Consider the following 23,647-nt stretch of genomic DNA (forward strand, 5'->3'; position numbering starts at 1 on the left):
TTGCTTTTTGAAGCCAAACCAGAAGGTTAGGAAAGTAAATTTTTGATTTGGATCTGCATGTACAAGTCTTCCAGTTCTTCCTGGTCAATAACCCCAATTTCCAGTAACCAGTTGAATCGGGCAAGTAGCACTTCTTGGGGGAGGTTGGGGTCCACAACAGCAAATTTCTTTTTATAATACTCCCGCACTCGTGCATGTACCGCTTGGATAAAGGCATCTACTTCTGCCTTAGAAGGAGAGGACCGAAACAATTCTAGCACCTTGGTGCCACCTGTCAAATACACCACCTCTTTATTGATGCTCTGCGCCGCAAATACAGTTAAGAACCCAAAGAAAACAGCACTGGCCGCCCATATGAGAACCTCCACCAAACGTTCTCCCGTGATTAGGGCATCCAAGAGCAGGTATAGATCAAGCAGTAGCAGAAGGCCAAAAAATATGACCCCAATCATTGCACCTTTCTCTTGTTTCTTTACCTGGTCAAAACCAAGTTCTTCGTACTTAATAATGTATTCCAGGTTTTCCTGCAAGGTTTTAGAAACCACTTTCACCCCAGCCTTTTCCAGGTAAAATTCCTTCTTAGTAAACTGCGCGCGTTGCTTTAACTCTGTCATTGGTTTCTGTATATAAAAAGAAAACCTGCAATGAGGCCCCCGGCAATCATCATGAAATTGCCCAAGAAAAGATCGAAGTCTCCCCTAATGTAATGTGCCTTCCCTTCTTTTTCAATCTGTTGGGTGAAAAAGATAATTTTGTCTGCTTCTCCATTTGATTGAGCAAAAAACGGCGCTTCATCATAGTACACCGTCACCGTATCACCTGGTCTTAGTTTGGTGATGGATTGGAAATCAGGAAGAAAATCTCCTGATTCGCCCCCTAAATAGACCTCAAAGGCTTTTTCAAACCCTGCCACCTGAATGTACCGGTCTTTAGGGCCCGCTCTCCTTGGAAAATCTGGATGCTTTTCTAAGATACCTGTGATTGGCCCTGTAACCTTTTCAAATTTAGACAACTCCTTTTTGCCTTTGAACACCATATACAACCCCATAAAAATAATCAGTAAGGTGCCTACCCAATACATAGGATTAGAAACAGCCAAAGCAGATTTGTTCATAGGGCTTTAGAAGCGGTAAAATGTATTCAGAAACAATAAAGGTAGCAAATAGGTACCTTCTTTAAGTATTGATTTTCCTACCCGTTAAGATTTAGGGGGAGGAATCTACCACTTATTTTTATGACCAAGGACTCCAATTTCCCATCAGATATTCCATTCACCGGCTTTGTCACCGTTCGCGGGGCGCGTGAGCATAACCTGAAGAACGTAGACCTCACCATCCCCAGAGATGCGCTGGTGGTGTTCACGGGCGTGTCGGGGTCGGGGAAGTCGTCGCTGGCGTTCGGGACGCTCTAGCGAACTATTTCTACATACCCCTTGTAGGGGCCGGTTTCTGAATTAATCATATAAAAGTAAACCCCATCACTAAATCCTTTTCCATCCCATTGGAAGTCTTTGTTTTGGGCTTGGTACACCTGTTTACCCCATCTGTTGAAGATTTTTATGTCAAAAGGGCCTCTGCCGTTGTACGTGATTTGGAAAGCCTCATTTTTTCCATCACCGTTGGGTGTGAAAATATTAGGGATGAAGATGTAAGGTGCTACGACCACTTGGGTTGAAGCTTCTGCCGTACAGCCAAAAGCATTATAAGCTGTAAGCGTAATTGGGTAGGTGCCAGCAAATTCATACGTATGAAAAGGGGTTGTTGCATCTGATGAAGTGCCATCACCTAAATCCCATCTGAAAGAGGTCAGGCGATCACCAGTAGCTTCTAAGGATATCATTTCGTCATACTTGGGGGAAGTAGTAGATGCTTTGATTGCAAGGTTAGTTAAGCCATTGTAACTGATTTGAATTTCATCTCTTACCATGCATACTTCTTTGGTTACTTCGGCCCAATAAAGGCCACTTTCCTTTACCTGGATAGAAGGGGTAGTTTCTCCTGTAGACCACCTAACCTTATAGTGTTGGTTTGTGGTGCCCACAGACAAGGTAATAGGAGAAGTTGAGCAGAGTTGCTGATCAGGTCCTAAGGCTAAAACTGGAAGTTGGGTGATTTCTACTTTGATATTGTCTTTGGATGAACAAAACCCATTGCTTACCTCTACCCAATACTCATCTGAGACGGTTACATTTATTTTTCTGGTAGTTGCTCCAGTAGACCATAGATAAGTAGTGCCTTCTCCTGCATCTAGCGTTATAGTTTCATTAGAACAAGCCCTCACATCTGAACCAAGATTAACTATTGGCTTTTCAATAATGGTTACCTGCTGTTCCAACTGTTTGTAAGAACCACCTAAATAGACCCGCAGCGTTACGTTGTAGGAACCAGGCACAGTAAATGTATAAACAGAGTTTAAGGTAGTTGATGTGTTAGAGTTGCCTGAAGCAGGATCTGAAAAGAACCATCTAAGAGAGTCGCGGCTTCCTATGCCAGCTGCTGAGAAGATAGTTGGTTCACCTAAACAAACATTCGAATAACTTATAGCTGCTGGAGTAGCCAAATAGGAAGTGATAAAAGTTGGTAACCTTTGATCAATTCTTAACCCCTGCATGTGCATAGCATCTTGGTTGTACTTGTTATTTGTATCTAATGAATTGGGATTATTGATAATACCTATGGTAAGTGCTCCGTCCCATTGTCCGCCTCCTTTAGCCACATAAATCTTTCCGTCAGGTGCTAATTGTAAATCTTCGCTAATGTTTCTTTGAGGATCTATAATTCTTTTAAATGACCCGATAATTTCGTTTTGAGTTTGTTTAGTTAAATCAAATTGAAGGAAGCCTTCATACAGAGTTGCTGCATATAGTACATTTGAGTTAGGAGAAAATTCTACTCCTCTGAAGGGATTGTAAAACACTTCGGGGTCTTTGATAATGAAAGGGTCCTGCAGTTTCCCAGAATGAGTGGAGAACTTTGCAAACTCAATTCCGTTCTCAACAACTGAGGCAAGCCAAGCCCCATCTGGGGAGGTTTTTAGTTGCCCGCCTGTCCATCCTCCCCACCAAGTTTGATTTACTGTTCCTTTGCTTACAACAGGTTCTGGGTTAACACCATCACTCGTTACTTTATAACTCAAGTAATTGAATGATTCCCATTCGTGTCCAATTACCCAATAATCATTTCCATTTGCATGTTGTACTGCAGTTAAGCCCAGGTTCATGTGTTGTTGTAGAAAGATGTTTTTCTGTGTAACATCTCCTTGGCCATTTTGTAAGGAAAGATCCACTACAGCATAGAAAAGCCCATGTTCTACATTGGCGCTAGATTGGTTTGTAGTAAAAATAAAGTAAATATTGGGGGAGCCAGGCTTGGGTACAATTAAAGGTGTTTGTTTGAAACTGCCTATTATCCCTTTTGTCAATCCAAACCCATTTGGCATTTGAACATGGTTTTTGTTCCAGACTGAATTACCATCGGTATAAAAAAGCAGATTGCCATTTTCATCACTAATGGTGGCAGATCCAGCAAAAGTAGATTCTACTTGTCCTCCAAATGCAGGAGCAGGTGGAGTTTGGTTAAAATCAATTCCAGCATTATGTGAGAAGTACCAGTTATTGGCTCTCTTGCTTTGCGCTTGAGTTTTATAGGTGAGATTAAAAAAGTGAAAAAAGATAAAGAGAATAAAGTAGTTAATAAAAGAGTAATGTTGGCTCATCTGTTTGTATTCCTGAAATATCATTATTAGAGTAAAGATAAAATAGTTGTTCTTACAAGTTGAAATTTATAGGATGTTCTAGTGATTATTCTGTTTAGCCAAGCTCCTTCCATTATTTTCGCCAAATGGCAAAAGAACTTACCAAGAGCAGCGAGAAAGATTTCACCGGCTTCGTCACCGTTCGTGGGGCACGCGAACATAACCTGAAGAACGTAGACCTCACCATTCCCCGAGATGCGCTGGTGGTGTTCACGGGCGTGTCGGGGTCGGGGAAGTCGTCGCTGGCGTTCGGGACGCTGTACGCCGAGGCCCAGCGCCGCTACCTGGAGAGTGTGAGTCCGTACGCGCGGCGGCTGTTCCACCAGATGGCCGTGCCCGAGGTAGACGCCATTGAGGGCCTGCCCCCGGCCGTGGCTCTGCAGCAGCAACGCGGCACGCCCACCACGCGCTCCAGCGTGGGCAGCGTGACCACGCTCTCCAACCTGGTGCGCATGCTGTACTCGCGCGCCGGAGACTACCCGCCGGGGCAATCCATCATCTACGCCGAGGCGTTCTCGCCCAACACCCCCGAGGGCGCCTGCCCCACCTGCCACGGCCTGGGCCGCATCTATGACGTCACCGAAGAAAGCATGGTGCCAGACCCCTCGCTCACCATTCGGGAGCGGGCCATTGCCGCCTGGCCTACCGCCTGGGGTGGCCAGAACCAGCGCGACATTCTGGTGACCCTGGGCTATGACGTAGACACCCCCTGGCGCGAGCTGCCCCAGAAAGACCGCGACTGGATTCTGTTCACCCAGGAGCAACCCGTGGTGCCCGTGTACCCCGGCTATACCCCAGCGCAAACCCGGCGTGCCCTGCAACGCCAAGAAGAACCCAACTACATGGGCACCTTTACCAGCGCCCGGCGGCACGTGTTCCATACCTTCGCCAGCACCAACAGCCCCCAGATGAAAAAGCGGGTGCTGCAGTACATGCTCCACACAGACTGCCCCACCTGCCACGGCAAACGCCTGAACCCCGCTTCGCTCTCCGTCCACTTCGCGGGGTATGACATCACCGAGTTCTCGCGCCTGCCTCTCCAACGCGTAAGGGATTTGCTGTACCCGTTTGCCCAACCCGCTGCCCCCGGCCACCCCTTCCCAGACGAAGCCCACCCCGAGCAACAGCTGGTGAAGCAGCGCATCGCCCAGGATTTGACCGCCCGCATACAAGTGCTGCTGGATTTAGGCCTTGGGTACCTGTCCCTGGAACGAAGCACCCCTACCTTGTCGCCCGGCGAATTGCAGCGCCTGAGGCTGGCCACGCAACTGTACTCGCACTTGTTTGGCGTGGTGTACGTGCTGGACGAACCCTCGGCCGGCCTGCACCCCAGTGACACCGTGGCCCTGCTCACCGCCCTGGAGAACCTGAAGAAAGCGGGCAACTCGCTGTTTGTGGTAGAGCATAACCTGGACGTGATTCGGCAAGCCGATTGGCTCGTGGACGTTGGCCCGGCGGCAGGGGAGAAAGGCGGCGAAATCCTCTACAGCGGTCCACCCGAAGGCCTGCAACACATCAACAACTCCCAAACCGCCGCCTACCTGTTCGGTGCCGCCCCGGTGCAAACCCGGCCGCGCCGCACGCCCACCGGCTGGCTCAAACTAAGCGGCGTCACCCGCAACAACCTGCATAACCTGTCTGCCGCCTTTCCGCTGGGCGTGTTCACCACCGTCACCGGCGTATCGGGTTCAGGCAAGAGTAGCCTGGTGAGCCAGGTGCTGATAGAACTGGTTGCCGAAGCCCTGGGCCAGGAAATTTCACCCGAGGAAGAAGAAGCCGATGCCCTGGAACGCCCCGCCCCACAAACCACCGGCGGCAGAATTGTGAGCGGCCTGGAGTATATCAAGCGGCTGGTGCGGGTAGACCAGAAAGCCATCGGCCGCACGCCCCGCTCCAACATGGCCACCTACACCGGCCTCTTTGACCACGTGCGCAAACTCTTCGCTGCCACACCGCTGGCCAAACAGCGCCGCTATGACGCAGGCCGCTTCTCGTTCAACGTCGCCAAAGGCCGCTGCGAGAACTGCCAAGGCGAAGGCTTCGTGATGGTGGAACTGCTCTTTTTGCCCAGCGTGTACGCGCCCTGCCCCGTCTGCCACGGCGCCCGCTACAACGCGCCCACCCTGGAAGTCACCTACCGCGATCTCAACATCGCCCAGGTCCTGAACCTCACCGTAGACGCTGCCCATGAGTTCTTCCACGAAGAACCTGCCATCCACCGCGCCCTCACTGTGTTGCGGGAAGTAGGCCTGGGCTACCTGCGCCTCGGTCAACCCGCCACCGAGCTCTCCGGCGGCGAAGCCCAGCGCATCAAACTCGCCACCGAACTCCAACGCCTGTCCCGCGGCAACACCCTGTATGTCCTAGACGAACCCACCACCGGCCTGCACCCCGCAGACGTAGAGAAACTCATGACCCAGCTGGAAAGGTTAGTAGACGCGGGCAACACCGTCATCGTGGTAGAACACACCATGCGCGTCGCCGCCGCTTCAGATTGGGTCATGGATATTGGACCGGGAGCAGGGGAGTCAGGCGGTCAAATTGTCGCCGCCGGTACCCCGGAGGAAGTAGCAGGGGTGGAGGGGAGTAAGACAGCTCCGTTTCTGAGTAGGGCGTTGGAGGGGTGAGTTGGGTTTTAGAGTTGGTTTCGGGAAAATGGGCTTAAAGCATGTCACTTGTAATTGGCCTAAACTATGCCCTAAAGCTATGCCGCAAGTTTGAACGAAGTGGTAACTTGTGGCTTGCTTTAATTGCCAGTTTGCAACTGGCGCCAGTTGCAAACTGGCAATTGTTTCCCCTCCAAGTTACCGCTTCGCTCAAACTTGAAGTATGGGTTCTTTTAAGACTGTTTTCACGAAATGGCCTATAAAGAGGGGCAAGCCTCTAAGCTTCCTCTTACATGCCAGCCTGCCGCAAATTATCGGTTCAACTAATGTCAAAGTTTAATCAATCCAACAAGGTAAGCTTTACCATTCCCTTACCACCAGCATAATCAATAGCACTGCAATACAAATACTCCTGCGGCTCACGCACAAAGCCCGCTTCTACTGGGTTTTGATGAATGTAGTTTAGCTTCTGCTCTAACAGAAAATTGGTGTTGAGTTCGATGGGATGGTTGTGCTGCTGCCAGAATTGGTACTGCTGATTGTTGCTGTTGCTGCGGCCTGCCGTTTCGAACATCTGTAACAGCCATTCTTTTCTACTTTCCTGTGGGTTATCGGCAATGGCTTTTAGAATGGTTTTTGCCGTGTGCTTTTTAAAGTCACGCAAGATTTCCTCTAACCGGTTTTGTCCGCTAGTACCCAGTATGGCATGTACGTGGCTGGTCATGATGCACCACGCATACACTTCCAGACCCTTGTGCTGGATGCAGTAGTTAAAGCTATCTACCAGAATGTCTTTGTACACAGGACGAACAAACACATCAACCCAGTTCACCGTGGAGAAGGAGACAAAATGAAGCTTTTCCTGATCATGGATGCGGTAGTGGCGGCTCATGTGAAGGAGGTGTGTTTTGTTTCCATCTATACGAATTCATTAATTCAGGTTTGAGGTTCAATACTTCAAGTTTGAGCGCAGCGGTAACTTGGAGGAGAAACAATGGCCAGTTTGCAACTGGCGCCAGTTGCAAACTGGCAACTAACGGGAGCCACAAGTTACCACTGCGTTCAAACTTGCGGCATTGAAGGTAATGAAACGGCAATGAGGCAGCAGAAATGTAAATTTTTTATGTAAAGTAGCCGCTACTTACAAGCACAATTTGCTAATTTGGATGCCCCCGCCCATCTTGATTTCTCAATCTTAAAACGCATTTTATGCTAAAAACTTTACGCCTTTACGCCGTTGTGTCTGCCCTTGCTTTCCTGACTGTGAACTGTGGTTCAGAGGAAGAAGACCCAGATCCTGTGGTAGAGGAGGGTTCCTGCTTCTTCACCCGGGAGGTGTTTACCAACCCGAACTCTGGGCAGACCCGGACCCGTGAGTTTGTCTATGGCAATGACCGCCTGGAGGTGATCAATGAAACCACCAACCTGCCCACGGCCACTACACTCAACTTGGTAGCCGAGTATGATGCCCAGGGGAGAGTATCCAGAACAGTTACTTTGCAAAATGGCCGGGAAACACAGTTCCAAACGTTTGAATACGACAACCAGAACCCGCTGCGGAAGATCAACTTGTTCACCGAACGGAACGGTACGCTGGGCCTGAATTCCTCTATGGAGTTGGGGTATAATGCCCAGAAACAGATCATCACCTCCAAAAATTACTTTTTGTTAGGGCAGGCGCCCCTCCTCACCAATGACATCACCTACACCTATGATGCGAAAGGAAATATGATCAGTAGTCGGGAGTACCGGATTCTTTCGTTCAGGGGAGCCGAGGTCTTGGCCGATGTGGTGATTACTATGCAGTACACGCATGATGACAAGGTCAACCCGCACTACAGGGTGCCTTACCTGCTGTACACGTATCCTGCTTCCATGGCGTTTACCTTGTCTAAGAATAACTCGGTGACGGTGGTTTCTTCCACTTCCACGGAAGGTACCCAGAAAGGACCGGGGACCTCTGATATGAGGCCTTTCAACTACTCGCGCACCTTTACGCACACCTATTCAGACCAGAACTGGCCTTTAACCCGCATGGGGGCAGATGGCACCAGTACCACCTACGCCTATGTCTGCGAGTAAGTGGAGTAGGTTTCATTTACAGCATTTAAAATAGAAAGGCGGCGGAATGGGTACTATACCCATTCCGCCGCCTTTCTATTTGGTATACGGTATTTCCACCTGGTTTTATATTACAAAGCTTAGACCCTTCTAAAAACCTCCGAGCTCATTACTGCCGCGGCTGGAGTTCTGGGAAGAAGAGGTGTCGCCGGTGCTGCCCATGCCGCCGCCGTAGGTGCTTTCGCCTCCTGGTCCATAGCCCGTCATGTTGCCCGAGGTAGTGCCGTAGGAGTTGTTTCCCCAGGTACCGCCTTGGTGACCGCCAGTGTAGCCCTGTCCGCCGCCGTAGTTGGTGCCACCGTAAGAACTGCCCATGCCGGAGCCGTACCGGTCAGAGTAAGACCGGATGCCGTAGTTCGGGATGCCTCTATCGGAATGGAGGCCAGACTCACCTAAACCACCGCCAAACTGGGAGCGGTTGTAGCCATCGCGGTCACCTGAGTAGTAGGCCTGTTCATCTTGCCGGGAGCCGTACCGGTGTTCGCTGTTCAAGGTGTTGAAGCGGTCTGAGGTGCCGTCATAGCTGGAGATGCCGTAGCCCTGCCGGATGTTACCCATCAAGTCCTCGTCTTCCCCGCCTCGGGGCAGGGTAGGGTCGTGCCGGAAATTGTCCTGGTAGTTCTGCCCAAACCGATCCTGGTCATGGCTGTAGTTACCCTGGTACGGATGGTGTCCGTTCTGGTCGTTCCGGTATTGGTTAGCGGAGCCATAATGCCGATCCTGGTGTTGGTCGTGCTGCCGGTACTGGTTGGCTGCTCCGTGGTGTTGGTCGTGGCGCTGCCCATATGGGGCATGCTGGTGCTGCTGGTTATGGCGGTATTGGTGCAGGTGCTGGTAGTCGTGGCTCATGTCACGGCCGGGCCAATCGTTCTGATGGAAGTGGTGTCTGTTATGGTGTTGGTCATGGCCGTGGTCATTCCAATCTCTGTTGTCTCTATTCATGGTTCGCAGATTAAGGTGAACAAAACACTACCTCGTTTTTAACGAGAGGTAGTGCGCATGGTTTAGGCACCTGCCAAGAGACCCAGTGTGTTTTTAGGGGATAAGAAAAAGGCACCTCTCAAGGTACAGCGCAGGAAAGGAGGGCAGAACTTATTTCAGAAACCAATCAATGGCTGCCTGGGAAATGTTAGCCGGGATCTCGTGCTCGCCGTCAAACTCCAGGTAGTTTACCTGCATGCCCTGCCGCTTTAAATCACGATTTACGGACCTCCCACAGGGATCAATAGGCAAAACTCCATCGTGCACGCCATGCGAGATGAATACCTGGGGTGAGCCATTTTTCTCGCGGGTAAAGCCAAATCCCGGCGAGAAGGCGATGATGTGGGAAAACAAGTCGCCGTTGGTCAAGCCCATGCACAGGGCGTAAGAGGCTCCGTCTGAAAAGCCCCCAACGGCTACTTTCTCAGGATTTACGGCATAGTTTTCAAAAACCAGCTTCAAGGCCTGGTCTATGTAAATGGCATCGGGGCCGAAGGAATCACTCACTATGACATCCCAGGTGTACTTGCGGGAAGGGGGTGCCACCAGGATCAGGTTGTGGGCATCAGCGTACTGCCGGAGGAGCCACATCCCTTGTTCGGGGTTGCCGCCCGAGCCGTGCAGCATCACCGCCAAGGCCGCTGGCTTACTGGGGGTATACTTCTGAGGAACGTACAGCAGCCCATCTTTGACCGAATCCAGGCCTAAAGAAAGCAGACCGGTTTGAATCTCTTTCTCAGCGGTAGGAGCCGCGGGGCGGACGGTCAGGCGTCCGGTGCTGTAACTATCTCTGATGGGCTTCATCTGACTTCCTCCTTTGCAGTTAGACAAAATGATGCATACGGCAAAAAGCCAGACAGTTATGCACCAATCGCCCGCGAACCGCAGAAAAAAAAAGGATATGAAGGCATAAGGGCTGCGCCAGAAACCAAAGACAGTTCTGGTATACGGTTGCCTTTTATGCAGAGGGTGTTTAGGAGCGCTTTTTCAGGAAATAGCCCTGAAGCGCCTGCTGGTTACTTGGGTAAGGAAGCGGGCAGTATTTCCAGGCTGTCCTGCGCTGGGGAAGAGGCTACACAAAAGAGCAGTTCATTTCGGTTTTTGCCCACCACGGCAATGGCTTCCATCTTGCGCAGGCAGTAGGTGATTTGGCGGCACCGGTACAACGGCAACCGCAGGGCTTTCTCCAGGTCTTTGTTGGAGAAGGGCTGCGAAAGGGTAGAGGGGAGGAACTGCAAAAAATCCTGGGCGGTGGTGAAGCGGTGGGTGCTGATGACCTCCAGGAGCTTTCGGTCTTTGATGCTGACCTTTTTGCGGTGCTTACTGCCTTTGCCGTCGCGGCACCTGACTTCCTCTTCTCTGATGAAGGGAAACTCCAGGGTAAATCCTTCGTGCAAAACCAACTCCGGCAGGCGCACCAATTCCTCAAAGATATCGGTTAACGCTCCCCGGTAAGAAGATTTGCGCCGTGAAAGTACTGAGGCTCCTATGCCGTCTACCTGTACCACCCATTTCTCATAGGTGATGGGGTGCACTAGATGCACCGGATGCTCCTGGAGCAAGGCCTTTAGCTTAGGCCGGATAGCCGTGAAGTTACGGGTCTGGATTTCCACCAATTGGTTTCCACGCACCAGGTCAATCACGAATCCGCCTACAGGCACCTCAAACCGATCCTCTGGCTGCGCATACCACTGCTTCAACCCAATGTGCAGCGATCGTTCATTCTGGATGTTGATGCCGTTTCTTTCTGCCTTGCCCGCTTTCTTTTCTTCTGCCTCCGTCAATGCTGCTTGCCTCTTGGTTAACTGGCCGCAAAACTACACATTCTACCGTAGGCTTTGTAGTAGAAAAGATCAGCTTAGACAAAGGTTTAAGCGTTTAAAAGGCGTTTTTCTGTAAAGGACGATAAACAAAGTCCCTTTTTTTAATGGCAATCCGAAATAATACGGCACCTTTTCAGGAGAACTACAAGTTTGACAGGGCAGCTCAACTCAGAAACGGTATCTCTCGTTCCGAAAGAAAAAGGATAGCCCATGATAATTCCCCCTTTCCTGAAAGCAGGTGACAAAGTTGGCGTTTTGAGTACCAGTAGCTACACCGAGCAAGCGTACATAGACCAATTGGTAGAGATTCTGAGAGAATGGAAATTGGAGCCCGTTCTGGGTAAAACCATTGGGGCACGGCACGGTAGCTTTGCGGGGTCAGACGATCTCCGGCGAAAGGACTTGCAGAAGATGCTGGACAATCTTCAGATCAAGGCTGTGTTGCAGACCACCGGCGGTTACGGCATCATCCGGATCATTGACCAAATTGATTTCAGTACCTTCAAGTACAACCCCAAGTGGCTGGTGGGCTACAGCGACACCACTTTTCTGCACAGCCACGTGCAGGGCATGCTCAGTACCGCTACCATCCACGGTACCATGGCCGCCGATCTGGAAGCCGGGTTTCAGACCCAGTCCTGGGAATCGCTGCGCAAAGCGTTGTTTGGCGAGAAGCTGGAATACCATGTCAAACCGCACCCTTTAAACCGGGCTGGTACCGCCGAAGGGATGTTGGTGGGCGGTACCGCCAGCGTGCTGTGCAATGCCAAAGGCACTATTTCTGAGGTGAATTCAAACGGGAAGATCCTGTTTCTGGAGGAAGTGGGCGAGCACAAATTTCGGTTAGACAGTTACCTCACCTCTTTGAAGAAGGCAGGCAAGTTTGATTACGTGCGCGGGTTACTGGTGGGCGACCTGGTGGAGATAGAAGAAGACGAACCTCCTTTTGGGAAAACGCCTGAGGAGATTGTGTTGGATGCGGTTAAAGAATTTGACTTCCCGGTTTGTTTCGGGTTTCAGGCCGGCCACGGGAAAGTAAACAAAGCCATGATCTTCGGGACGCTGGTGCACCTGGAGGTCTCTGAGAAGGGCGCAGCCATCCGCTTTAATGTGTAGAGCTTGGTTCAGGAAAGCCGGCGGGAAAACTAGGCTTTCCTTCTGATTTCGGGAAACTGCTGTAAAACAAGATGAAACATTTATTGCCATCGTTATGTCCATCACTTGTATTCTCACCTGCGAACACGCGGGCAATGACCTTCCCTCAGAGTTTGAGCATGTGTTCAAGGGCAAAGAGGAAGTGCTGTACTCGCATAAAGCCATTGATTTTGGCGCGTTGCGGCTAGCCCGGCACCTGGCTACCGCGTGTTACCTGCCTTTGTATTCCACTTCCATCTCGCGGCTGCTGGTAGAACACAACCGGTCCTTAGACAGCGAGGAACTGTTTTCTGAGTACACCAAAAACCTTTCGGAGGAAGAGAAGAACACCATTCTGGAGAAGTACTATGCCCCGCACCGGGAGGAGGTAGAGGAGAAAGTAAGGGAAGAGGTGGAAGCCGGGAACAAGGTGCTGCACCTGGCGGTGCACACGTTTACGCCGGTGAAGGAGGGCGAGGTGCGCGAAGCCGAAATAGGGATTCTGTTTGACCCCGCCCGACATTGGGAAACCGAAATCGCGGCCAAACTGAAAGCCGAGCTGCTGAATCAGAACCCAGACCGCAAAGTTTTAGACAACTCACCGTACCCCGGGGTAGATGACGGCCTGCCAACCTACTTGCGCACAAAATTCAGAGATGACCAATACGCCGGGTTTGAACTGGAGATAAACCAGAAATTCTTCCTGAACGGCGATCCTGAGGTTTGGCAGCAGGTTCTGCACGAAATGGCTGCCGCGGTAAAAGCGGTTTTAAAGCACGAGTAGCAGGTGATTTCCTGCGGGGTAACGTAAACTTCTGGGCGGTTTAGGAGTAGGAAAGACTTGTGCCGGTCTAAAGGCGGCATTTACCACACCAGAACCCCCAAAAGCTGCGACTATGGAAATGCTCATCCGGAACCAGGATACCCAACTGTTTACCTCGGCTTTCCCTAACCGGGACAAAGAAACCCTGATTCTGCTGCACGGAGGGCCGGGGGTGCCTAACGGCCTGACGTTCCTGGTTCAGTATCTGGCCCGGTACTTTCAGGTGATCTCTTTCCACCAGAGAGGCACGCTTAAGTCTCCCAACCCGTCCAATGACTATACTCTGGAAGCGTACAACTCAGACATCAACCGCATCGCGGAGCTGTTCCAACTGGAGAAGTTTCATTTGTTAGGGCATTCCTGGGGTGGCTTGTATGCCCAGGTGTATGCCCAGCAAAACCCAGACCGGTTAAAAAGTTTGTTTTTGGGAAGCCCAGCCTCAGGTACGGGAAAGCAGTGGGTGGAAATGTCTTATGAGATTGCCAAATACAACAAAGCCAAGTGCAGTTTCACCGAGTGGATGGCCATGTTGCTCCATTCTGCGGCAGGTGGGGTAGGCAGTGACAGCGGCTACCGGAAGTTTTACAGCCAGGCCCTGGAGAACTTCAGCCGGGGTTTCAAAGAATCACACCCGGAAGCATTTGCCCTGGACTGCGTCAAAGCCAAAGCCATTAACCAGACGGTGAAAGAGATTATCTCCAGTCCGTTGCTTTCTGAGATGCCGCAGCCAGAGTTCAAGATCAGCATTGTCTACGGCGATCAGGACATCATGGGGGAGAGCAGGCAATATGTGCTGCAGCGGTATCCAACGGCTTCTACTTACATTATTCCTGACAGCGGACACATTCCGTGGTCACACAACCAGAAGGCGTTTGTGGAGGTGTTGAAAACGCATTACGAAATCTGATTTTGGCTTGGGCACAAACTTGGTGGAAAGACCTGGAGAGGGCAACCCAACATTGTTCAACATCAATCTTTTGGTATCAGACGTAGAACAAGGAAACGAAGCTCTCCTTGGAGTACGAATGCAGAAACAATACGCTCCTTTCTATTCATTCGGGAGCGTACAGAAATAACCACTTATAGAAAAGAGTTATGACAGGAAAAGCAATTCTTTACGGGTTGGTGGCAGGGGCCGCCGGAGCAGCCGCCATGACCCTGGCCGAGAAAATAGAGCAGCAGTTTACCAAGCGTCCCAACTCGTATGTGCCCGCCCACACCCTGGAGCGGCTCCTGGGGCTCACCTATAAACCTGATTCTGAAAGGCTGGGCCTTAACTGGACCATGCACTGGGGGCAGGGCATTTTAATGGGCGTGGTGCGGGGCATCATGGCTACCAAAGGCTTTAGAGGTCCGGTAGGCTCATTCCTGTTCCTGAACCTGCGATTACTGGCAGATCAGACCCAGGAGAACGCTACCGGGGTAGGGGCTCTTCCCTGGACCTGGCCCAAAGACGAACAGGCCATTGACTTGCTGCACAAGGCCATTTACGCGTTTACCACCGGCATGGTGGCCGATGCCCTTCTGGAAGGTCCTGACCAGGACCCGGACGCACGGGAAGGGTGGACCTCGGGGGAAAAGGCCTAAGTACGGGAGGCCCGCCCACAACCTGTAGCTCGGTATTAGAGTAGACCCAAGCGACACCTATGGACTTGCGAAGAAGGAAATGGAGGGCACGGGTCCATACTGTTCAACCATAACCAACTGCCCATGCCAAACTATGCTAAAACGCTGAAAAAAGCCTCTAAACGGGATATTGTGGTCATTGGGTCCTCGGCGGGGGGCGTAACGGCCCTGCTGGAGCTGGCGAAAACCTTACCAAGTGATTTCCCTGCTCCTATATTTGTGGTGCAGCACGTGGCCCCGTACACCCACAGCATCTTGCCTGACCTTATTTCCAGGGTCTGCCCTTTAAAAGCCAAGTATCCCAAACAGGGCGAAAAATACAAGCCGGGGTACATTTACCTGGCTCCCCCAGACCACCATCTCCTGATTGAGGGAGACAAAGTACTGGTGACCAAAGGCCCCAAAGAAAACAAGTTCCGCCCATCGGTAGACGCGTTGTTCCGTTCCGCGGCCTACGTGCTGGGTCCCCGCGTGATTGGCGTGGTACTCACCGGCTACTTAGACGATGGGACCTCGGGTTTGTGGACTGTGCAGCGGCTGGGAGGTCTCACCATTGTGCAGGACCCCAAAGACGCTCCCTTCCCCGATATGCCCGCCAATGCCCTGGAGTTTGTGGAAGCAGACCATGTAGTGCCCCTGGCAGAGCTTTCGGCGTTGCTCGTTCGGCTGACCTCAGAAGATGCCCCGGCCGCTCCCAAGGTTTCCAAGAATGACCTGGAGAAAATCAAAATAGAGATCACCATCGCTCGGCAAGACAACGCCTTTGAGATGGGCATCATAGACAAGGGGAGCCTTACGGCGTTCACCTGCCCAGATTGCCACGGGGCCTTAACCAAGCTGATTGAGGGAGACCTGATTCGGTTCAGATGCCACACTGGCCACGCCTACACCATCAGTAGCTTGTTAGCCGAGGTCACCGAATCGGTGGAAAGTATGCTCTACCAGGGCATGCGGGGCCTGGAAGAAACCAAGATGCTCCTGGAGCACCTGGCCGACCATTTCCAGGAAACGAAGCAACAAGAGGTAGCCAAGCTTTTTCTCCAGAAAGCCGAGGAAGCCGGGAAACAGGCGCGCGTTATCCATGACAACATTTTCCGGCATGAACTCCTAAGCGGCGACGTTCAGTACAAAAAGAAAAAATTTTAATCGTTGGCTCACTTACCGCATTCGCTCCCGTTTAAGCCCTGATTTTTCAAATCAAGCCCTAAACGGGAGCTTTCTTTTTACTGAAGGTTTGATGACCAGGTAGAAAGGTGAAGGCACCTCAAGCTGATTTCGGATTTGCGGAAAGGGCGCATTATCACCTGCGGAAAATACCTAAATCACTTATCGCTATAAACTTAAGCCACTAAGGGGCGTACCTCATTACCTACATCGGCTTAAAAAATTTAGAGATATGATAGCAGTTATCACAGGAGCATCCAGTGGAATTGGTAGGGCTACGGCCCTTGAGTTTGCCCGCAAAGGCTATGATTTGGTACTGGCCGCCCGTTTTGGGGCTGGTTTGGAAGAAGTGGCCCAGGAGTGCAATGAGTTGGGCGGGCAGGCCATTGCCGTGCCCACCGACGTGTCTAGGGAAGAAGACGTGAACGCCCTGGCCGACCGGGCCCGGGAATCTTTTGGCGGGTTTGATGTCTGGGTGAACAACGCTGCTGTGGGGCTTTTTGGCCATTTTGAGGAAATCCCCACCGAAGACATCCGGCGGTTAATGGACATCAACCTTTTTGGGTACATCTACGGGGCCCGCGCGGCGGTGCGGCAGTTTAGGTCACAAGGCTATGGCATGCTCATCAACGTGTCTTCCATGGTGGCTCTGGTGGGCCAGCCGTTTTCGATTCCTTATACCACCAGTAAGTTTGCCGTCCGAGGCATGAGCATCAGCCTGGCCCAGGAACTAGCCGATGAAGAAGACATTCATGTGTGCTGTGTGCTGCCGGCGGTCATTGACACGCCCATTTTTCAGCACGCCGGTAATTACATGGGCCAAGCGATTAAAGCCCCTAATCCGGTGATTCCGGCCAAACGGGTAGCCAAAGCGATTTACCAACTTACCAAAAAGCCGCAGGAGCAGGTGCAAGTGGGCAACATGTCCCGCATGATGCGGCTCCAGCGGATGGTGTCGCCGCCTTTGCTGTTTGACAAGTACATGCAGAAAATGATTGCCCATAACCATTTCAAACGGAAACCTTCAAGGGTGTTCCAGGGCAATCTGTATGAACCGCTCACGAACTGGAATAAAGTAAATGGTGGGTGGCTGCCCGAAGACTCAGGCAAAGGCAAGATGAAAACCATTTCGGTGCTGGCCGGAGTGGCCTTATTGGGTGCTTTGGGGGTTTATTTAACTAAACAACGGAAAAACACGGCCCACGAGTCTGATAGTGGGTATGGTGCCGTCACTGCCCGGCCCGCAACTTACCCTGTGGCGGCAGATTACACTACCACTACACCTGTTCCCTCTGACCATAGTATTACCTCGCCCAGCAGCGCCGCGGCGGATCTGGCGGTTACTGAGGGTTTCGGGAGTGTTCCAGATCAGGATGAAGGAAGCATCATCATTGACAAGCGCTCTGATACAAGCCACCAAAACAACCCTACTGGTGGACTGGGAGGAACCCCTGACATCTACGGAACCGGAGGTGTGGGTCAGGGAGGAGTGTAGCACCAAAGCAATTTGAGATACAGTTAGTGTAGCACCCGCCAGGGCTTTAAGTGAAAGGCTCGGCGGGTGTTAATGACTTTTCACCAGCAGTAATTTTAAGTAAGTAAGAAGGGAAGTGCTGTATGAAAAAGGGAAAGTGTATTGCCCGGCAAAGCGGGCTCCTGTTTTTAATCTGTTTTCTGGTTTTAGGGTGTAAACAAGCCCCTCCGCAACAGGCAGGCCAAACCAACAGGGCAGCGGTGGGGCAGCAGACTGCCCAGAAGAAAGACAAGTCCGTCACGTTGACCATCCCCAATTACCCGCTCAGGAACGAGCAGGACCTGGACATTCTGCTGCAGCAGATTGGCGATGCCCGGATTGTCTTACTAGGGGAGGCCTCGCACGGGACGTCAGAATACTATACCTGGCGAGCAGCTATTACCCGTCGCTTGATGCAAGAGAAAGGCTTTGACTTTGTGGCGGTGGAAGGCGAGTGGGCCGATTCTTACCGGGTAAACCAATTCATCAAAGGTCCCCGGAAAGACAGCACCGCTGCCGTGGCTTTGCTGGAACAATACAACCGATGGCCCACCTGGATGTGGGGAAACTACGAGGTAGCCTCATTGGTAACCTGGCTGAACGGCTATAACCAGGGCAAACCCGCCCCCGAGAAAGTGGGGTTTTATGGCCTGGATGTGTATTGCCTCTGGGAATCTATGACGGAGCTCATGCCCTACGTGAAAAACAACCCAGACCTCACCAAGGCTGCCAAGGGAGTACACCAGTGTTTCCAACCGTACAGCGCCGATGCCATGCAGTATGCCCAGGCGGTCGCCAACGCCTCAGCCAATTGCCGCGCAGAAACCAGCCGCCTCTGGAAGGAAATCCAGAAGCTGGCTCCCGCTGAAGGCACCCGGCCCACCGAAGCCCAGTTTGTGGCAGAGCAAAACGCTTTAGTAGCCTTGAACGGCGAACGCTATTACCGGGCGGCCGTGAGCAGCAACACCGAGTCCTGGAACATCCGGGATAACCACATGGCCCAAACCTTAAGCCGTCTGCTCAGTTTCCACGGGCCCGATTCCAAAGCCATTGTCTGGGAGCATAACACCCACGTAGGCGACGCCCGCTACACCGATATGGCCAGCAGCGGCGAGGTAAACGTGGGGCAACTGGTGCGCAAGGAGTACGGCGAGCAGAATGTGTTCATTGTGGGTTTTGGCTCTCACCGGGGTACCGTCATTGCGGCTGGTAGTTGGGGAGCGCCCATGAAAACCATTCAGGTGCCACCCGCCACCCAGGGCAGTTGGGAGCAGATACTACACCAGTTAAGCCCCACAGATAAGATTATCTTTTCAAAAGATATCCGGGAAAACAAGGTGCTGAACAGACCGGTAGGGCACCGGGCGATAGGAGTGGTGTATAACCCTAAACTGGAGCATCTAGGCAACTATGTGCCTTCTGTCATGCCTAAGCGGTACGATGCCTTTATCTACCTGGACAGTACCCGGGCGCTGCGCCCGATCCAGTCCATCACGGTCAGAAACGAGCCCCCTGATCTTTACCCATCTGGTACCTAGGCATATCTTTATTTTAAATTCCTTGTTTAACCTGACCAGGTATAAAGCCTGGTTTTATATCCGTAGCCGGATAAAATAGCGCATCTTTGCGCCGATATATTTTTGAAATGCAGTTAATACAAAAGCAGCGGGTCGCGCTGAGCGTCTTCTTTTTTCTATCTGGGTTCAATTTTGCCAGTTGGGCATCCCGGATTCCTACCATCAAGCAAGCCTTACACCTGAACGAGGCCGAGTTGGGCACCATCCTGCTCACCATGCCCATTTCCTCTTTGATTGGAGTGCCGTTGTCTGGGTGGCTGGTCTCTAAATTTGAAACCAGGATACCATTGGCCGTGGGCTTTCTGCTGAACTCCATCGCCCTATCCTTTATCGGGTTGGCTTCTACGCCAGTGGCTTTGTCTATGGTGCTGTTTCTGTTCTCGTTGAGCATGCGCATCTTCAACATCTCAGTGAACACCCAGGCCATTACCGTTCAGAAGCAATTTGAGAAGAAAATCAACGGCTCTTTTCACGGGCTCTGGAGTACCGGCGGCATCATTGGCGTGGGCTTCACTACCTCACTCATCTCCTTGGATGTGCCCATGGTGCCGCACCTGATCACGGTATCTATCGTCAGCATTCTGGCCACCCTCGTTTCATTTGGATTTTTAATCCAGAACGACCAGGCTACCTCGGGCAACAAGCTCACCTTCAAGAAACCAGATCCGTTCATTTTGTACTTAGGGCTGCTGGTTTTCTTTGCCGCCGTTTGCGAAGGCGGGATGTTTGACTGGAGCGGCATCTACTTCCAGCAGGTGGTGAAGGAGGATGTGTTCACGGTAGGCTACCTCACGTTTATGTCGTTTATGGCCTTGTCCAGGTTTGTGTCTGATATTATTATTGACCGCATTGGTATGGCCACCACGTACATGCTTAGCGGGTTGTTCATCTTTTCCGGCATCAGTTTGGCCATACTTTTCCCGAGTTTCTGGCCCGCCATGATCGGCTTTTCCATGGTTGGGTTTGGCACGGCATCCGTCATTCCTATGACGTATACCCTGGCCGGAACCTCCAAAACGTATTCCCCGGGCATTGTTATTTCCCTCATTGCCACCTTCGGGATTGTGGGCATGCTCATAGGCCCGCCCATGATTGGGTACCTGGCCCATGCCTTCAACCTGAAAGTTTCCTTTATTGCCTTTGCATTGGCGGGCCTTATGCTCATCCCCATTGCGCGGTTGTTCTTCAAAATGGAGTTGGCCACCGCCGGGGCGTATGAAGTGGGAGCCAAGGAAGTAGCCTGATTTGAGGGCATTTTGCTAAAAAAGGCTATGAATTAATAAGGGCAACCCTGGTGGTTGCCCTTATTGTTTTTTACCGCAAAGGACTACTCTCCCTTAGAGTCAACTTCCTTTAAAACCCGGCCGCGGCGTCATCACCTCTGGGGTCAGCACCACCTTCTAAGCGGCCATCGGGCAAAACCAAGATACCGGCGGCCCGGCCAATACCTCCGTATTTTGGAGCGATTTTGTGGCCTTTAATCCAGAGTCCGGCTCCGGTGCCAAAGCCCAGGGCACCCCATTCAGAGAGGATCCAATTAGGTTTCCATTGGTGATGGAATCGGCCGGCCGATACGGCACCCTGCATGGTATGCCCATGGACGGTGACATTCTGGATGATCTGGAAAACGGTGGTAATGATGGTGGAACCGCCCATGGCCCCGATGACCATGAACAGTTTCCCGTCTTTCTCCAAAATGGTAGGGGTCATGGAACTGAGCATCCGCTTGCCGGGGGCAATGGCATTGGCTTCTTCGCCCACCAACCCGTAGCTGTTCGGATAACCTGGCTTGATGCTGAAATCATCCATCTCATTGTTCAACAGGAAACCGGCCCCGCCTACAAACACCTTTGACCCGAAACTGCTGTTTAGCGTGGTGGTCACCGAGACGGCATTCCCTTCGGCGTCTACAATGGAGTAGTGGGTGGTATTAGGGCCTTCGGGCAGGGGCGGGACCCCGGCCGAGACTTTCTCACTGGGAGTGGCTTTTTTAGGAGTGTACCCTTGCATGCGGCTTTTGATGTAAACTGGGTTTAGGAGCCCTTTTACCGGAACCTCGTAGAAATCAGCGTCACCAAAATGCCGGGCCCTGTCAGCGTACACCCGTCGTTCGGCTTCGGTCATAAGGTGAGCCGTTTTCACGGAGTTCCAACCCCAGCTTTTCAAGGGATAATCTTTGGTGATGGTGAGCAGTTGAATGAGGGCGATGCCGCCGCTGGAAGGGGGAGGCATGGAGATGATGCGGTAATCGCCTACCTGCCCGGTGATGGGTTGGCGCCAAACGGCCCGGTAATTTGCAAGATCCGCTTTGGAGATGATGCCGGTGCCTCGTTTCATTTCGGCCACAATCAGGTCGGCGGTAGGACCTTCGTAGAAACCTGCCCGACCTTTGTCCCTTATCCGCTCCAAGGTTTTGGCCAGGTCTTGGAGGCGTAAAGTGTCTCCTTCGCGCCAGTAATCTTTCAGGATGAAGGTAGGTTTTTGGGTGTTGTAGTTTAGGAAATCCTCCCGTTGCTCGTTCAGCTTTTTGGCTTCCTTTTTGGTCAGGGGAAAGCCTTTGGCGGCTAACAGCACGGCAGGCTGCACAAGTTCGGCCCACGGCAGTCGACCATACTTCTCGTGCGCCTGCACCATCCCGTCTACGGTGCCGGGCACCCCAGGAGCCAGGTGGCCTTTGTAGCTTAGGTTTTCAATGACTTCTCCCTGGCCGTTCAAATACATATCGCGGTGGGCCGCGCCAGGGGCTTTTTCGCGGTAGTCCAAAGTGTTGAGGGTGCCGTCTTGCTGCCGCAAAACCAGGAAACCGCCTCCGCCAATATTTCCCGCATCAGGGTACACCACAGCCAAGGCAAACTGAACAGCTACCGCAGCATCTACGGCATTGCCTCCGCGCTTGAGCACCTGGGCCCCCACCTCGGAGGCCAGCGGATGCGCAGAAACCACCATGGCTTTGTGGGTAATCAAACCTGGCTTCTGTAGGCTCTGATGGGTACAGCCCGTCAGGCTAACAAAAAGGAAAAGGAAGCTGATTTTCCGGAAGAACACGCGTTGCTGGTTGATTGAAAAACAAAAGAATGTTAGTCTTTACCTGATTGCCGCCGCCGAGGTTTACTTTATTTCAGAATAGTCCTAAACAGGACCTTGAACCAAGACACGTTCTCTCAACTTGATTTAAGCCTTAATTACTATTAGGGTATTTAGATAAATCCAGTATAAATTTGGTTTTAACAAAGTAGTTGCTACCTTCATTAAGCACTTGCCTGCTACGTAGTATTTATAAAGGCCCTTTTTAGAAAAAGGAGCCACAAAAATGGAACAACTCCACATGGGTTGTTTCTGAAAAGAGCTTGTTTTTAGAAAACAGGCTGTAAATTGACCTCTCCCGCGTCACCCCCAAGAGCGGAACCTTGATTATCCTTACCTAACTCTCCCTGAGAGGAGCTTACTGCCCTACACCTGGCTCTCTGCCTGTTTTTTTCGAAGTCCTTCTTTGCCTTCCCGCGCTCCTGTCAGCGAGATCTGCTGCATCCTCTATCTAAGGCATTTTGTGTTCATTTTCTTTATCTCAATAATTATGTTAAGAAATATTCATTTTAATCCGTCCTTTACGAAAGTGATGACCTGGTGCGGTGCCTTGGCTTGTCTGGCACTCTTTACCACATGTTCAGACGATGACGAAGAAGAACTGGCGGGCACCTTTTATGGACAGCCCGTAGTAGTGGGGCAGGGAAATGCCAGAACCTGGGTTACCACAGATGCGGAAGGCGACCCAATCTCCATTGGGGTTACTTTCTCAGAGCAGGCAGTGAATGCCAGTGGCTTGGGAAATGCTATGAGAATGTACACACTTAACCTGCCGCAGCAAGCGGATAAGACCCTGTATGATCATGTCATGCTGGACTGGAACCCGCAGGGGCATGATCCTGCACCCCTTTACGGACTTCCTCACTTTGATCTGCATTTTTACATGATCCCACCCGTAGAGGTGGCAGGCATTGAGGCCCAAATCGAAATGGACGAAATGCCGGCAGAGCAGTTCAGGCCGCAGAATTACATGCTTACGCCAGGCGTGGTGCCCAGCATGGGAGCCCACTGGGTGGATATCACCGATATCAATAACTCGCCCGGAAATTTCGCCAAAACCTTTATCTACGGGTCAATAGATGGAGAATTCATTTTCCACGAACCCATGTTCACCCTGGCTTTTTTGAATACCTTACCAACCATTGGAACCCAGACCATGGCCATTCCGCAACCCACAGCTTACCAAAAGCCTGGCTTGTATCCGCACCGGTACAGTTATTCTTATAACGCCAACACCAAGGAGTACACTATTTCCTTGTTAGACCTCACCCAGAAACAATAGAAGAAGCATTCGGTGCTGTTCTGATAAAATAGAAAGAACCCACCCAAGGCCTGCTTTGTGCTTAGTTTTCAAAGAACAGGCACAAAGCAGGCCCTGGGTTTTATGGTGGAATTTTGAAGAACTAGCTTATTTTCTGGTTGATTTCAGGAAAACAGACCCT

Annotated in this window: 20 protein-coding genes; 12 read left to right on the forward strand and 8 right to left on the reverse strand. The window is 51.6% G+C overall.

The features are described 5' to 3' along the window. Positions 1-26: 26 nt before the first annotated feature. Positions 27-614, reverse strand: coding sequence for a hypothetical protein (locus ACW9SV_RS17650; RefSeq protein ID WP_479558089.1), 588 nt, complete (start codon positions 612-614; stop codon positions 27-29). Next, positions 611-1,012 (reverse strand): hypothetical protein, encoded by a 402-nt coding sequence (locus tag ACW9SV_RS17655; RefSeq protein WP_479558090.1) that lies wholly within the window; start codon positions 1,010-1,012, stop codon positions 611-613. Before ACW9SV_RS17655 ends, ACW9SV_RS17650 begins: the two co-directional genes overlap by 4 nt. A 222-nt stretch (positions 1,013-1,234) precedes the next feature. On the opposite strand from ACW9SV_RS17655, the gene ACW9SV_RS17660 reads away from it, so the two are divergent. Then, positions 1,235-1,411: a hypothetical protein gene (locus ACW9SV_RS17660; protein WP_479558462.1), complete on the forward strand. Its 177-nt coding sequence runs from the start codon at positions 1,235-1,237 to the stop codon at positions 1,409-1,411. Here the strand turns inward: ACW9SV_RS17660 and ACW9SV_RS17665 are convergent. Next, positions 1,408-3,714, reverse strand: coding sequence for a PKD domain-containing protein (locus ACW9SV_RS17665; RefSeq protein ID WP_479558091.1), 2,307 nt, complete (start codon positions 3,712-3,714; stop codon positions 1,408-1,410). The two genes, ACW9SV_RS17660 and ACW9SV_RS17665, sit on opposite strands and share 4 nt — an antisense overlap. A gap of 125 nt (positions 3,715-3,839) precedes the next feature. On the opposite strand from ACW9SV_RS17665, the gene uvrA reads away from it, so the two are divergent. Beyond that, the gene (gene uvrA / locus ACW9SV_RS17670; protein WP_479558092.1) at positions 3,840-6,380 is read left to right on the forward strand and encodes an excinuclease ABC subunit UvrA; all 2,541 of its coding nucleotides are present in this window, start codon (positions 3,840-3,842) and stop codon (positions 6,378-6,380) included. A gap of 319 nt (positions 6,381-6,699) precedes the next feature. On the opposite strand, the gene ACW9SV_RS17675 is transcribed toward uvrA, so the two are convergent. Next, a complete protein-coding gene (locus ACW9SV_RS17675) occupies positions 6,700-7,251 on the reverse strand; it encodes an REP-associated tyrosine transposase (protein ID WP_479558093.1) in 552 nt (183 codons plus the stop codon). Between the two features lie 317 nt (positions 7,252-7,568). On the opposite strand from ACW9SV_RS17675, the gene ACW9SV_RS17680 reads away from it, so the two are divergent. Beyond that, positions 7,569-8,441 (forward strand): hypothetical protein, encoded by an 873-nt coding sequence (locus tag ACW9SV_RS17680; RefSeq protein ID WP_479558094.1) that lies wholly within the window; start codon positions 7,569-7,571, stop codon positions 8,439-8,441. A 129-nt stretch (positions 8,442-8,570) separates the two neighbouring features. On the opposite strand, the gene ACW9SV_RS17685 is transcribed toward ACW9SV_RS17680, so the two are convergent. From ACW9SV_RS17685 to ACW9SV_RS17695, 3 genes are all read right to left on the reverse strand, one after another. After that, a complete protein-coding gene (locus tag ACW9SV_RS17685; protein WP_479558095.1) occupies positions 8,571-9,422 on the reverse strand; it encodes a hypothetical protein in 852 nt (283 codons plus the stop codon). Between the two features lie 150 nt (positions 9,423-9,572). Further along, complete coding sequence (locus ACW9SV_RS17690) at positions 9,573-10,265, reverse strand: alpha/beta hydrolase (protein WP_479558096.1); 693 nt, start codon at positions 10,263-10,265, stop codon at positions 9,573-9,575. Between the two features lie 212 nt (positions 10,266-10,477). Further along, on the reverse strand, positions 10,478-11,245 hold the full coding sequence (locus ACW9SV_RS17695; protein WP_479558097.1) for a DUF8091 domain-containing protein: 768 nt from the start codon (positions 11,243-11,245) through the stop codon (positions 10,478-10,480). 249 nt (positions 11,246-11,494) lie between these two features. Between ACW9SV_RS17695 and ACW9SV_RS17700 the strand changes: the two genes are divergently transcribed. From ACW9SV_RS17700 to ACW9SV_RS17735, 8 genes are all read left to right on the forward strand, one after another. After that, on the forward strand, positions 11,495-12,400 hold the full coding sequence (locus ACW9SV_RS17700; RefSeq protein ID WP_479558098.1) for a S66 peptidase family protein: 906 nt from the start codon (positions 11,495-11,497) through the stop codon (positions 12,398-12,400). Positions 12,401-12,494: 94 nt separating this feature from the next. Further along, positions 12,495-13,202 carry an N-formylglutamate amidohydrolase gene (locus tag ACW9SV_RS17705; RefSeq protein ID WP_479558099.1) on the forward strand — a complete coding sequence of 236 codons (708 nt, stop codon included), beginning with the start codon at positions 12,495-12,497 and terminating at the stop codon, positions 13,200-13,202. Positions 13,203-13,314: 112 nt separating this feature from the next. Continuing rightward, positions 13,315-14,148, forward strand: coding sequence for an alpha/beta fold hydrolase (locus ACW9SV_RS17710; RefSeq protein WP_479558100.1), 834 nt, complete (start codon positions 13,315-13,317; stop codon positions 14,146-14,148). A gap of 188 nt (positions 14,149-14,336) precedes the next feature. Beyond that, positions 14,337-14,828, forward strand: coding sequence for a hypothetical protein (locus ACW9SV_RS17715; protein ID WP_479558101.1), 492 nt, complete (start codon positions 14,337-14,339; stop codon positions 14,826-14,828). Between the two features lie 123 nt (positions 14,829-14,951). Continuing rightward, positions 14,952-16,013 carry a chemotaxis protein CheB gene (locus ACW9SV_RS17720; RefSeq protein WP_479558102.1) on the forward strand — a complete coding sequence of 354 codons (1,062 nt, stop codon included), beginning with the start codon at positions 14,952-14,954 and terminating at the stop codon, positions 16,011-16,013. A gap of 175 nt (positions 16,014-16,188) precedes the next feature. Continuing rightward, on the forward strand, positions 16,189-17,526 hold the full coding sequence (locus ACW9SV_RS17725; protein ID WP_479558456.1) for an SDR family oxidoreductase: 1,338 nt from the start codon (positions 16,189-16,191) through the stop codon (positions 17,524-17,526). Between the two features lie 122 nt (positions 17,527-17,648). Continuing rightward, on the forward strand, positions 17,649-19,082 hold the full coding sequence (locus ACW9SV_RS17730) for an erythromycin esterase family protein (RefSeq protein ID WP_479558103.1): 1,434 nt from the start codon (positions 17,649-17,651) through the stop codon (positions 19,080-19,082). Between the two features lie 107 nt (positions 19,083-19,189). After that, positions 19,190-20,365, forward strand: a complete 1,176-nt coding sequence (locus tag ACW9SV_RS17735) for an MFS transporter (protein WP_479558104.1) — start codon at positions 19,190-19,192, stop codon at positions 20,363-20,365. 109 nt (positions 20,366-20,474) lie between these two features. On the opposite strand, the gene ggt is transcribed toward ACW9SV_RS17735, so the two are convergent. Beyond that, on the reverse strand, positions 20,475-22,067 hold the full coding sequence (ggt, locus tag ACW9SV_RS17740; protein ID WP_479558457.1) for a gamma-glutamyltransferase: 1,593 nt from the start codon (positions 22,065-22,067) through the stop codon (positions 20,475-20,477). 628 nt (positions 22,068-22,695) lie between these two features. Between ggt and ACW9SV_RS17745 the strand changes: the two genes are divergently transcribed. Next, positions 22,696-23,487, forward strand: a complete 792-nt coding sequence (locus ACW9SV_RS17745; protein WP_479558105.1) for a DUF5602 domain-containing protein — start codon at positions 22,696-22,698, stop codon at positions 23,485-23,487. Positions 23,488-23,647 lie beyond the last annotated feature (160 nt).

This window comes from Rufibacter sp. JT20002 (genome assembly GCF_056491185.1).

Excerpts from the sequence above, each read along its gene's own strand:
- ggt (WP_479558457.1), bottom strand. The coding sequence starts at position 22,067 with ATGGTGGTTTCTGCGCATCCGCTGGCCTCCGAGGTGGGGGCCCAGGTG.
- ACW9SV_RS17705 (WP_479558099.1), top strand. The coding sequence starts at position 12,495 with ATGTCCATCACTTGTATTCTCACCTGCGAACACGCGGGCAATGACCTT.
- ACW9SV_RS17720 (WP_479558102.1), top strand. The coding sequence starts at position 14,952 with ATGCCAAACTATGCTAAAACGCTGAAAAAAGCCTCTAAACGGGATATT.
- uvrA (WP_479558092.1), top strand. The coding sequence starts at position 3,840 with ATGGCAAAAGAACTTACCAAGAGCAGCGAGAAAGATTTCACCGGCTTC.
- ACW9SV_RS17690 (WP_479558096.1), bottom strand. The coding sequence starts at position 10,265 with ATGAAGCCCATCAGAGATAGTTACAGCACCGGACGCCTGACCGTCCGC.
- ACW9SV_RS17700 (WP_479558098.1), top strand. The coding sequence starts at position 11,495 with ATGATAATTCCCCCTTTCCTGAAAGCAGGTGACAAAGTTGGCGTTTTG.
- ACW9SV_RS17675 (WP_479558093.1), bottom strand. The coding sequence starts at position 7,251 with ATGAGCCGCCACTACCGCATCCATGATCAGGAAAAGCTTCATTTTGTC.
- ACW9SV_RS17745 (WP_479558105.1), top strand. The coding sequence starts at position 22,696 with ATGTTAAGAAATATTCATTTTAATCCGTCCTTTACGAAAGTGATGACC.
- ACW9SV_RS17660 (WP_479558462.1), top strand. The coding sequence starts at position 1,235 with ATGACCAAGGACTCCAATTTCCCATCAGATATTCCATTCACCGGCTTT.
- ACW9SV_RS17680 (WP_479558094.1), top strand. The coding sequence starts at position 7,569 with ATGCTAAAAACTTTACGCCTTTACGCCGTTGTGTCTGCCCTTGCTTTC.
- ACW9SV_RS17735 (WP_479558104.1), top strand. The coding sequence starts at position 19,190 with ATGCAGTTAATACAAAAGCAGCGGGTCGCGCTGAGCGTCTTCTTTTTT.
- ACW9SV_RS17730 (WP_479558103.1), top strand. The coding sequence starts at position 17,649 with ATGAAAAAGGGAAAGTGTATTGCCCGGCAAAGCGGGCTCCTGTTTTTA.
- ACW9SV_RS17665 (WP_479558091.1), bottom strand. The coding sequence starts at position 3,714 with ATGAGCCAACATTACTCTTTTATTAACTACTTTATTCTCTTTATCTTT.
- ACW9SV_RS17650 (WP_479558089.1), bottom strand. The coding sequence starts at position 614 with ATGACAGAGTTAAAGCAACGCGCGCAGTTTACTAAGAAGGAATTTTAC.
- ACW9SV_RS17715 (WP_479558101.1), top strand. The coding sequence starts at position 14,337 with ATGACAGGAAAAGCAATTCTTTACGGGTTGGTGGCAGGGGCCGCCGGA.
- ACW9SV_RS17710 (WP_479558100.1), top strand. The coding sequence starts at position 13,315 with ATGGAAATGCTCATCCGGAACCAGGATACCCAACTGTTTACCTCGGCT.
- ACW9SV_RS17685 (WP_479558095.1), bottom strand. The coding sequence starts at position 9,422 with ATGAATAGAGACAACAGAGATTGGAATGACCACGGCCATGACCAACAC.